Raw genomic sequence first — 10,703 nt, forward strand, 5'->3', positions numbered from 1 at the left:
GCCTAGTCTCGGGGGCTCGGTGATGTGTATAAGAGCCAGGGGTCGCCGTCGGCATGGGGGTTGGCTTAGGAGTCGGTGTCAGGGTGGGCGTAGGCTCAGGAGTCAGGGTCAGGGTAGGCGTGGGGACAGGGGTCGCTGTCGGCGTGGGGGTTGGCTCAGGAGTCAGGGTCAGGGTAGGCGTGGGGACAGGGGTCGCTGTCGGCGCAGATCCGCTGCCGATTCTCTCAGCAAAGTTACCCTGGAAGCTGTTGCCGGCCAAGTAGGCGGCGACTACTGCCTCCGGCGTGCCAGGGGCCACCTGAATGGCTACCCCCGCGCCCTTCCCCCGAGCTAGGAACGTATTTCCGGTAATGGTGCGGGCTTGGGTTCCTTGCAAGATGCGAATGCCGACGCTGCCGGCTATCCTGCCCACAACAATCCGGTTGGATTGAATGACCGGAACTGATCCCGCTCCATCCAGTTGGATCCCGGTGGTACCGCCGCTAGCTGTCTGGCGAGCCTGCAGCGCCAACCCAGCAGTCGTAGGCGGATCCCCCTCGATTTGGTTGTTGCGGAAAACCCCGCCGGAGTTGTCGCTATAGCGAACCCCCAAAGCTCCCAAAGCTTGCAGAAGGATCGCGTTGTTCTCCAGGAGCGGATTACTCCCTGGCACAGTACCGACACCTACGCCTCCTGTCTTGCTGACAGTGACCGAGATGCCGGCGACACGACCGTTGCCCGAGATCTGCACACAGGGATCCGAAAACTGCTGGCAAAAAACCTGGGCCAATTGGTTGACAGCTCCCTCCAAAACGGCGGCATTACCGTTCACCAAGATGTTGGAGCTGGGGCTATTGAGGGTAACCTTGCTGGGCTGAAAGGTGCCATCGTTTACCTGAATCTTTCCGCCTTCCAACACCACCTCCACCCCTTGCAGGCTGGTTTGGCTAGCTACGATGACATTGAACAACCCGGCCAGGATCTCGTAGGCAGCAGAGCTGGTAATCCGAATCCGCCCGCCATTGGTGCCGTCACCTCCATCCAAGGCCAGGTTCTTCTCTAGCCTCTCCTTGCCCGCCCCCAAAATCTCAATCAGCACCTCCAGGCCGGCTGTAGCACTTTGCAATCGCTGCGCCTCTGCGACGGCATCGGCCAACTTAGTGAAGGGGCCTTTGGCCGGATCCACCCTTAGGATGACGGGCTCCCCAGGCGGCGGCAGAGGAGGAGGGTTGCCCGCACCTCCCCCACAGCCGAAAGCGATCCCTGCCAACAGAGGCAGCAAGAGGGAACGGGTTCGCCAGGTGGATCGGGATGCTTGGCCGTTTCTAGGAAGGGATCCTTTCATCCGTGGAAAATCCTTGGAAATCCCTATCAGTCAAACGTATCAGAAGTGCAGACACCTAGAGCCACGATAAGCCCCTAGGATCTAATTCTCCCAGACAGAGCCTTTCAAAAGAGATCGCTGGCAGGGGATCCGCGGAAGCCAAGCGCATCCTGCACAATTGCAAGTAGCCCAGGGCAGAAGCTGAGCCGGTATATCCTGAGAAGAAAGCCCAGATGGGGTTACAGATGGCCATGGCCTCTTTCGTTCGCTCGATTACACCCCAAGAACTGGCCGCCCGCCTGCGCGATCCGGAGGCCGGCCCCCTGCAACTCATCGATGTGCGGGAACCGGCAGAGCTGGAGCTGGTCAACCTCAGCGCCCTTGGCTTTCGCCACTACCCCTTGAGCTGTTACAAAGAGTGGAGCGAGCGAATCTTGAGGGAGCTGGGTCCCCATTGCCCAACCTTTGTCCTCTGCCACTATGGGATCCGCTCTGCCCAGGTGAGCGAGTGGTTGCAGGCCAACGGCTTTACCCAGGTCTACAACATTAGCGGTGGCATCCACGCCTGGGCCCTTGCGGTGGATCCCACCCTGCCCACCTATTGAACTTCTACAGCGTCAGGGATCCCACCTTTTGTTCTAACAACTGGGCTAGATCTTGCAAGAAAGCTGCGGCGTGGGCACCGTAGATGACGCGGTGGTCGCAGGTAAGGTTAACCTGCATCTGGGAGCGGATGGCGATGGCTCTTTCCGGCGTGGCCACCACGGTGGGGCGAGCAGCACCAATGGCCAAAATGGCCCCTTGGTTGGGGGGCAGGATGGCGTCGAAGCGATCCACCCCAAACATGCCCAGGTTGGAGAGGGTAAAGGTGCCGCTGGTGTACTCCTCCGGCTGCAGTTGCTTGCGCCGCGCCCGCTCCACCAGATCCTTCCAGCGGCGGGAGATCTCGTAGAGATCGATCCGGTTGGCCTGTCTGAGCACAGGGGTAATTAGGCCCCCGTCTTCCATGGCCACCGCCACGGCGATGTTGATGTCGGCTTTGTAGTGGATCCCGTTTTCGGTGTAGCTGGCGTTGAGGAGGGGGTGCTTTTCGAGAGTGAGGGCCACAGCCTTGACCAAAAGGGCCGTCAGCGTTACCCCTTTGGGTTTTACCTGTTGGTAAAGCTGATCCAGGCTGTCGGTGGTGATGGTGTAGCCGACGTGGAACACGGGCACGCCCAAGCTGGCGTTCATGTTGCGCACCACCGCCGCCTGCAGGGTGCTCAGGGGAACCACTTCTCCCAGGGGCACAGAGACGGGGGGAGGAGTGACCGAGGAAGGAGCTGCCGCCGGGGCAGAGGCGGGCTGAGCTGCGGCCCGCTCCACATCTTCGGCTACGATGCGCCCACCAGGGCCGGAGCCGCGCACCGTGCGCAGGTCAACCCCCAGACTTTCTGCCAATTTTTTCGCCCGTGGGGAAGCCAGGATGCGCTGGGATCCAGCTCCGTCGGAGCCACTTGGGGGCGTGGAGGGGGGGCTTGCTGCAGGCGCAGGGGTTGGCCGTTGAACGGTGGGGACAGAGGCCGCGCTAGGGGTAGCCGCCGGCGCAGCACCCTTAGAGAGGGCCTTGGCTCTCTCCTGGGCCTCGGCCAGCTCCGCTTCGGTTTCGGCAATGAGGGCGATGGGGGCGCCCACCGGCGCCGATTCCCCGGTTGGGATGAGGATGCTGGCCAGAATGCCGCTGTGGAAGGACTCCACATCCATGTCTGCTTTGTCCGACTCCACCACCAGGATGTTTTCCCCTTTCTCCACCCGGTCGCCGGGGTTCTTTAGCCAGGCAACAATCTTGCCCGTTTCCATGGTGGAGCTGAGGGCCGGCATGGAGAGTTCGTGGATCATGGCGGGGGTGGCAACACAGCAGAGAAGATTGTAACCCAGCAGACGGGATCCCGGCGCACTCCCCTAGTGGGCGCCGGCAGCTTCCGCCTCGGCCACCACCAACAGGGTTTTCAGCAGGGAATCGGGGTTGAGGCTGATGGAGTCGATCCCCTGCTGCACCAGAAAGCGGGCAAAGTCAGGGTAGTCGCTGGGGGCTTGTCCACAGATGCCAATCTTGCGCCCGTGGCTTTTCACCGTCTGGATCACCTGGGCAATCATCCGCTTGACGGCCTCGTGGCGCTCGTCAAAAAGGTGGGCCACCAGGGCCGAGTCGCGGTCCAACCCCAGGGTGAGCTGGGTGAGGTCATTGGAGCCGATGGAGAAGCCGTCGAAGATCTGGCAGAACTCGTCGGCCAGGATGACGTTGCTGGGCAGCTCGCACATGACGTACACCTGCAGGCCGTTTTCCCCTCGCACCAGGCCGTGGCGGGCCATCTCCTCCAGCACCTTGTGCCCCTCTTCCGGGGTGCGGCAGAAGGGGATCATCAAGATAACGTTGGCCAGGCCCATCTCGTCCCGCACGCGTTTCATGGCCCGGCACTCCAGCGCAAAGCCCTCGCGGTAGCGGGGATCCGTGTAGCGGGAGGCGCCCCGCCAACCAATCATGGGGTTTTCCTCGTGGGGCTCATAGCGGGATCCGCCCAGCAGGTGGGCGTATTCGTTGCTCTTAAAGTCCGACAGGCGCACAATCACCGGCTTGGGGTAGAAGGCAGCGGCGATGGTGGCCACCCCCTGGGCCAGCTTGTCTACAAAGTACTCCGGCTTGTCGGCATACTGGGCGGTGAGCTCCGCCAGGCGCGGCTCCTCCTTGACCGCCTCGTTGTAGTGGATCAAGGCCAGAGGGTGGATCTGGATGTGGTTGGCGATGATGAACTCCAGCCGCGCCAGACCCACGCCGTCGCAAGGGATCTCGCTCAGGCCAAAGGCTTTTTCCGGGTTGCCCACGTTCATCATCAGTTGGGTGCGGGGGCGGGGCAGCTCCTCTAGCGGGATCTCCGTCACCTCATAGGGCAATAGACCAGGATAGACGCGCCCTTCCTCCCCTTCGGCGCAGGAGACGGTGATGGGATCGCCGGAGCGGAGCACCTGTGTGGCGTTGCCGCAGCCAACAATGGCCGGGATCCCCAGCTCGCGGGCAATGATGGCCGCATGGCAGGTTCTGCCCCCCTGGTTGGTGACGATGGCGCTGGCCTTTTTCATGATTGGCTCCCAGTCGGGATCGGTTTTCTCCGTCACCAGCACCTCGCCAGCCTGGAACTGATCCGAGCGGCGCACATCCAAAATGACGCGGGCTGTGCCCTGGCCGATGGCTTCCCCCACCGCCCGTCCCCGCACCAGGGGGTCTGGGCGCGCCTCCGTCTGCGTAAAGCGGTAGGTTTTGAGGCGGTTGGTGGCCTTTTGGGATTGCACCGTCTCGGGGCGGGCCTGGACGATGAACAGCTCGCCCGTGATCCCGTCTTTGGCCCACTCAATGTCCATGGGGGTGAAGCGGCCCCGCAGCGCCGAGTAGTGCTCTTCGATGAGGCAGGCCCAGCGAGCCAGCTCTAGGATCTCGTCGTCTTGCAGGGCATATTGGCGGCGCAGGCTCTCGGGGACGGGCACGTTTTTGGTGGAACGGGATCCCTCCTCGTCGTAGACCAGCTTCAGGGCTTTGCTGCCCAGCTTGCGGGAGAGGATGGGGCGCAGCCCCTGCTTTAGGGTAGGTTTGAAGACCACGTATTCGTCGGGGTTGACGATGCCTTGCACCACGTTTTCCCCCAGCCCATAGGCAGCGGTGATCAACACCGCGTCTTTAAAGCCCGTTTCTGGGTCGATGGAGAACATCACCCCCGAACAGGCCAAGTCCGAGCGCACCATCTTCTGCACCCCCACCGAGAGGGCCACCTGGAAGTGGTCAAAGCCCTTGATCTGGCGGTAGGAGATGGCCCGGTCGGTAAACAGGCTGGCAAAGCAGCGGTGGCAGGCATTCAGCACTGCCTGGATCCCGTGCACGTTGAGGTAGGTCTCCTGCTGGCCGGCAAAGCTGGCATCCGGCAGGTCTTCTGCTGTGGCGCTGGAGCGCACCGCCACATCGGTATCGGGGCCGTAGCGCTCGCACAGCTTCTGGTAGGCTTCGCTGATGGCCTGCTCCAACTCTGGGGGGAAAGGCGTCTGCAGAATCAAGGTGCGGGCGGCTTTGCCCCGCTCGCGCAGGTTCCGCACATCCTCGATATCGAGGTCTTTGAGGATCTCCCGCAGCTTCTCCTCGAGGCCGGCAGCGGCGATGAACTGGCGATAGGCATGGGCGGTGGTGGCAAACCCCAGGGGCACGCGGATTCCTTTGGGGGTCAACTGCTGCAGCATTTCCCCTAGAGAGGCGTTTTTCCCACCCACCTGGGCCACGTCCCGCAGCCCCACCTCTATGAGGGGCACAACCAAGGGTGGCTCTGAGCCAAGCTGGCGTTGAGGGGGCTGTTGAAGCTGGGATCCCAGCGTTGCTCCATCCGACATGCTTTGTCTCCTTATGCCCATCAGAGCAAGCGTGATAGTTGCAAAAAGACCTTCTCCCGCCAGGACCTGGCCTAGCTTTGAGGGTCTATACCCCCACTGTACTGAGGGTTTTCCTGGGGCTAGAATCCCGGCGCAACGCCCCCAGAGAAGGCTGAGAAGGGGATGAGACAAAGGCGTTCTCGCCAGGATCCGGCTGAAAAAGCTGCCACAAATCTTCGCCCTTTTTTACCTAATGCAAAAGTAACCGCTCTGCCACAATGTTTTCAAAGCAGCAGTTTGCGGAAACAGGGCAAATGGAAGGCCCCAGGGATCCGGTGGCAGCAATTCGCCAGGTAAGAGTGACGGAAAAACAGCAGGGCTTGCGGCTGGATCGGGGGTTGGCGGAACAACTGCCGGAGCTGTCGCGCTCGCGCCTGCAGCAGCTCATCCGCCAGGGCCAGGTTTGGCTCAATGGGCGGCCCTGCCTGGATAAGGATCGCCCCCTGCAAGCCGGGGATGAGATTGAGGTGCGGATCCCACCAGCCACCCCTACAACTTTGGAGCCGGAGCGGATCCTCTTAGACATCCTCTACGAAGATGAGGATCTGCTGGTCATCAACAAGCCGCGCGGTCTGGTGGTGCATCCTGCTCCTGGGCATGCCAGCGGCACGCTGGTGCATGCATTGCTGGCCCACTGTCCTCGCCTTTCCGGGATCAACGGCGAGCTGCGCCCAGGGATCGTCCATCGCCTCGACAAGGACACCACCGGCGCCCTGGTGATTGCCAAACACGATCAGGCCCACCAGCATCTGCAGGCCCAGATCCAGGCCAAGACTGCTCGGCGCATCTACCTAGGGGTGGTGTTTGGCCGGCCAGCCCAGAGCCAAGGCACGATCTCTGCCCCCATTGGCCGCCACCCGGTGGAGCGGCAGAAGATGGCGGTTTTGCCTCCCGGCCAAGGGCGAGCGGCGGTAACCCACTGGCAGGTGCTGGAGCGATTGGGCAACTACACCCTGATGCAGTTTGAACTGGAGACCGGTCGCACCCATCAAATTCGGGTGCATGCTGCCCACCTGCGCCTGCCCATTGTCGGGGATCCCCTCTATACCCAGAGCAAAACCAGCCCCGTCAAACTCAGTGGCCAAGCTCTCCACGCCTGGAAGCTCTCCTTTGTCCACCCGTGCACCGGCCAGCCGCTGCAGTTTACTGCCCCTCTGCCGGAAGAGTTCGAGCGGCTGCTGCGGCAGTTGCGCAGCCAGGCCGGATAGGCAGCTTCTAGGGTCGCTCTCGGCCCTGTCTGGCCTGTCCAATCAGGGTTCATGCTGATCCCCGTGACCAAGAAGTTTCAACCTTCAGTAAATTTTTAGAGAAGTTGGAAGTGTTTTTGCCGGGTGAGTTGTTTAGAGTTGTCCCCACACCGGTGGGGCAGACAATTAAGACAATCTCACATCTACCGGGATCCCTTGCCTGGGTGGGCGACACTAGGACTGGGTCGCAGAAGCGCGATAGCTAAGGAGGGGAGTATGAGCAAGAGCCTGCTGGAGCAGTTGCGAGAGATGACCGTCGTGGTGGCCGACACGGGGGATATCAACGCCATTGAGACCTTTAAGCCGCAGGATGCCACCACCAATCCCTCTTTGATTACAGCAGCCGCCCAAATGCCCCAGTACCAGGGCATTGTCGATGAGACCTTGCTCAAGGCCCGCCAAGAACTGGGATCTAAAGCCGACACCAAAACCGTAGTGGCCCACGCCATCGATGAATTGGCGGTAGCCTTTGGCGTGCGCATTCTCTCCATCATCCCCGGTCGGGTTTCGACCGAGGTAGATGCCCGCCTCTCCTACGACACCGAGGCTACCGTAGCCAAGGCCCGCTACCTCATCGAGCTCTACAAGGCGGCAGGGGCGGATCCCAAGCGGGTGTTGATTAAAATTGCTTCGACCTGGGAAGGGATCCGCGCCGCCGAGATCCTAGAAAAAGAAGGGATCCACTGCAACCTAACTCTGATGTTTGGCCTGCACCAGGCCATTGCCTGTGCGGAAGCAGGGGTAACCCTCATCTCGCCCTTTGTGGGCCGCATCTTGGATTGGTACAAGAAGCACACCGGCCGGGAGAGCTATCCCCCTGCTGAAGATCCGGGCGTGCAGTCGGTAACCCAGATCTACAACTATCTGCGCAAATACGATTACCCGACGGAAGTGATGGGCGCCAGCTTCCGCAACATTGGGGAAATCATCGAGCTGGCCGGCTGCGATCTGCTTACCATCTCGCCAGTTCTCTTGGCGGAGCTGCAAAACACCGAAGGCCACCTGGAGCGCAAACTGGATCCGGAAAAAGCTAAGAAAATGGACATCCCGCGTCTGGTGATGGATCGAGCCACCTTCGACCAGATGCACCGGGAAAACCGCATGGCTTCAGAAAAGCTGGAAGAAGGGATCCAGGGCTTCTCCAAGGCGCTGGAGGTGCTGGAAAGGCTGCTCACCGAGCGGCTACAGAAGCTGGAGGGCGCCAAGAAGGAAACGATTACCCACGCCGCCCAGGATGTCTTCCGCATCTACGACCTGGATGGGGATGGCTTCATTACCCGCGAGGAGTGGATGGGGGCGGATCGCGTCTTCGATGCCCTCGACACCAACCAAGATGGCAAAATTACCCCCGAAGAAATGCTGGTCGGCCTAGGGGCAGCCGTCTACTTGAGGAATTAGCCAGCCAGCTCTATGGGCGAGAACTTTCGCCGCATCGGAGATGGGGTAGCTGCCCTAGAGGCCCAGGCCCGCCTCTGGATTGCCCAGCGGCTACAGGGGATCCCTTACGATCCGCCCCCGGGGCCGGCGGCCAGCCAGGTGCTGCGCTGGATCGAGACGGACTTGCTCCCCCGCCTGCAGCAAACACCCCAGGAGCTGGAAAATCTCCTGCGCGGGCTCAATGGCGGCTATGTGCCCAGCGGCCCTTCCGGCGCCCCCACGCGGGGCCGGGTGGAGGTGTTGCCCACCGGGCGCAACTTCTACTCGGTGGATATCCGCGCCATTCCTACCCCCACTGCCTGGCAAGTTGGCTCGCTGGCTGCTGAGCGGGTGGTGGAGCGCTACGTGCAAGAGCAGGGGGAATATCCCCGCCACCTGGGCCTATCCGTTTGGGGAACTGCCACCCTGAGAACCGGCGGCGAGGACTGGGCGGAGGCGCTGGCGCTCTTGGGGGTTAGGCCCCGCTGGGAGGGGGGACGGGTGGTGGATATTGAGATTCTGCCTGTAGCGGCTTTGGGCCGTCCCCGCGTGGACATAACCCTGCGCATCTCCGGCTTCTTTCGCGATGCTTTTCCCAACCTGATTGCCCTCTTCGACCGGGCTGTGCAGGCCGTGGCCGCCCTGGAAGAACCGGAAGCCGACAACCCCCTGCGGGCCCAGGTGCTGGCCGATACCCAGTACTGGCAGGAGCAAGGGATCCCGCCTTCAGAAGCGGCAGAGCGGGCGCGGCTGCGCATCTTTGGCTCCAAACCAGGGGCCTACGGAGCCGGACTGCAGGGGCTAATCGAGGCGCAAAACTGGGAAACCGAGGCGGATCTGGCCCGCGCCTACCTCAACTGGAGCGGCTACGCCTACCGAGCTGAGGGCGAGGGAGAGCCGGCTCCTGCAGCCCTGCAGCGGCAACTGGCCCGCTTGCAAATTGTCCTGCACAACCAGGATAACCGCGAGCACGATCTCCTCGACTCCGATGACTACTACCAGTTCCAGGGGGGCATGGTGGCAGCCGTGCGCACCCTCCAGGGCCGCAACCCCCAAATCTACTTCGGGGATCACGCCCGTCCCCACAACCCCAAGATCCGCACCCTGGCCGAAGAGATCGACCGCGTCTATCGCGCCCGCGTCGTCAACCCCAAGTGGATTGCCGGCGTAATGCGCCACGGCTACAAAGGCGCCTTTGAGATGGCCGCCACCCTCGACTACCTTTTTGCCTACGACGTCACCACCCACGCCGTGCCGGATTTTATGTACGCCGGGGTGGCCCGCGCCTACCTGTTGGATCCCCGGGTGCAGCAGTTTCTGCGGGATCACAACCCCTGGGCACTGCGGGATATGAGCGAGCGGCTGCTGGAAGCCCACCAGCGGGGCTACTGGCAAGAGCAGGCCCTAGAGCTGGTGCCCCAGCTGGAAGCCCTGCTGCTGGAGACGGAAGCCCGCCTGGAGGTCACCCAGGGATCCCTGGCGGGAGAAGGTTAAGTTCAGCTAAGATGCTCTCAGCAAACCAGGCGCGGAGGGATCCCAATGATGAGCAAAGCCAAGTTACTGCGAGAGATTCTGGGGCCCCTACTGGAAGATTACCGCTACTGGTTTGAGCGCTCCCGCCGCTTTTTGCAAGAAGAAACCCTAGAATTTATTAGCCCGGAGGCGCAGCAGGCCCTTCTGGAGCGGGTTTTGGCTGCCCAAGCAGAATTGCAAGCCGCAGAAGCCCTCTATCAGTTGTCGGAGAATGAAGTTGGCGTTGACCCAGCGCTGATGGCAAAATGGCATCACCTGCTGATGGAGTGCGCCGAGCTGGGCCGTCGCTTCCGCCAAATTCACCCTTCCTCTGACTCATCTGACCCGTGATGCTGCAGATCCTCTACCTCATCGCTTTCGTGGCCATCGCTTTTGTGGCCCTGCGTAACCTGGTGGCCAACATCATCACGTTGGGCAAAGAAGAGCGCAAGGCCTCGCCCCGTCGGGCTCGCCGACAGGCGCCCCACCCAGAGCTCTTGGATGAAGAAGGCAACCTGACGGAAGAGCCCTTGTTGGTGATTCGTTCGACCAGCCTGGAAGAAGCCCGCAGCCGCCTGGAAGATCTCTACTCTGGCTCTCCTGACGAGGATTAAAAGCGGCGCAGGAGCTTCCCCTTTCTCGGTGTCGGCCCGAGTCAGTTGTGGGGGTAAGTAGCCTTTCTTGGATAAAGTTACGATAAAGCACCCGGCGCCGAGCACTATTCCTAACTCCCCTCTCCCTGAGGGAGAGGGGTTGGGGGTGAGGGTCGTCCCTGAGGG

Annotated in this window: 8 protein-coding genes and 1 pseudogene; 6 read left to right on the forward strand and 3 right to left on the reverse strand. The window is 61.7% G+C overall.

Annotation, left to right across the window (positions count from 1 at the left end):
* The coding region (locus NW845_RS11030; protein WP_414378548.1) for a right-handed parallel beta-helix repeat-containing protein at nt 1-1,324 on the reverse strand (1,324 nt) is incomplete at its 3' end.
* A 224-nt stretch (nt 1,325-1,548) separates the two neighbouring features.
* On the opposite strand from NW845_RS11030, the gene NW845_RS11035 reads away from it, so the two are divergent.
* Entirely contained in the window at nt 1,549-1,908 is a 360-nt protein-coding gene (locus NW845_RS11035; protein ID WP_414378549.1) for a rhodanese-like domain-containing protein, read from the forward strand.
* 4 nt (nt 1,909-1,912) lie between these two features.
* Here the strand turns inward: NW845_RS11035 and NW845_RS11040 are convergent, their stop codons facing one another.
* Both NW845_RS11040 and ppsA read right to left on the reverse strand, forming a co-directional pair.
* Nucleotides 1,913-3,181: a dihydrolipoamide acetyltransferase family protein gene (locus NW845_RS11040; protein WP_414378551.1), complete on the reverse strand. Its 1,269-nt coding sequence runs from the start codon at nt 3,179-3,181 to the stop codon at nt 1,913-1,915.
* A 63-nt stretch (nt 3,182-3,244) separates the two neighbouring features.
* Entirely contained in the window at nt 3,245-5,710 is a 2,466-nt protein-coding gene (gene ppsA, locus NW845_RS11045) for a phosphoenolpyruvate synthase (protein ID WP_414378553.1), read from the reverse strand.
* 293 nt (nt 5,711-6,003) lie between these two features.
* Between ppsA and NW845_RS11050 the strand changes: the two genes are divergently transcribed.
* From NW845_RS11050 to NW845_RS11070, 5 genes and pseudogenes are all read left to right on the forward strand, one after another.
* Entirely contained in the window at nt 6,004-6,957 is a 954-nt protein-coding gene (locus NW845_RS11050) for an RluA family pseudouridine synthase (protein WP_414378554.1), read from the forward strand.
* A 255-nt stretch (nt 6,958-7,212) separates the two neighbouring features.
* Nucleotides 7,213-8,394, forward strand: a complete 1,182-nt coding sequence (locus NW845_RS11055) for a transaldolase (protein WP_414378556.1) — start codon at nt 7,213-7,215, stop codon at nt 8,392-8,394.
* A 27-nt stretch (nt 8,395-8,421) separates the two neighbouring features.
* Nucleotides 8,422-9,906, forward strand: a pseudogene (locus tag NW845_RS11060) (cobaltochelatase subunit CobN); the annotation flags it as partial.
* Between the two features lie 48 nt (nt 9,907-9,954).
* Nucleotides 9,955-10,275, forward strand: coding sequence for a DUF2605 domain-containing protein (locus NW845_RS11065; RefSeq protein WP_414341527.1), 321 nt, complete (start codon nt 9,955-9,957; stop codon nt 10,273-10,275).
* Complete coding sequence (locus tag NW845_RS11070) at nt 10,275-10,538, forward strand: DUF2973 domain-containing protein (RefSeq protein ID WP_414333816.1); 264 nt, start codon at nt 10,275-10,277, stop codon at nt 10,536-10,538. The genes NW845_RS11065 and NW845_RS11070 overlap by 1 nt, the downstream gene beginning before the upstream one ends.
* Nucleotides 10,539-10,703: the final 165 nt, after the last annotated feature.

It is taken from the genome of Synechococcus sp. H60.2, from assembly GCF_047462315.1.
Taxonomy (GTDB): domain Bacteria; phylum Cyanobacteriota; class Cyanobacteriia; order Thermostichales; family Thermostichaceae; genus Thermostichus.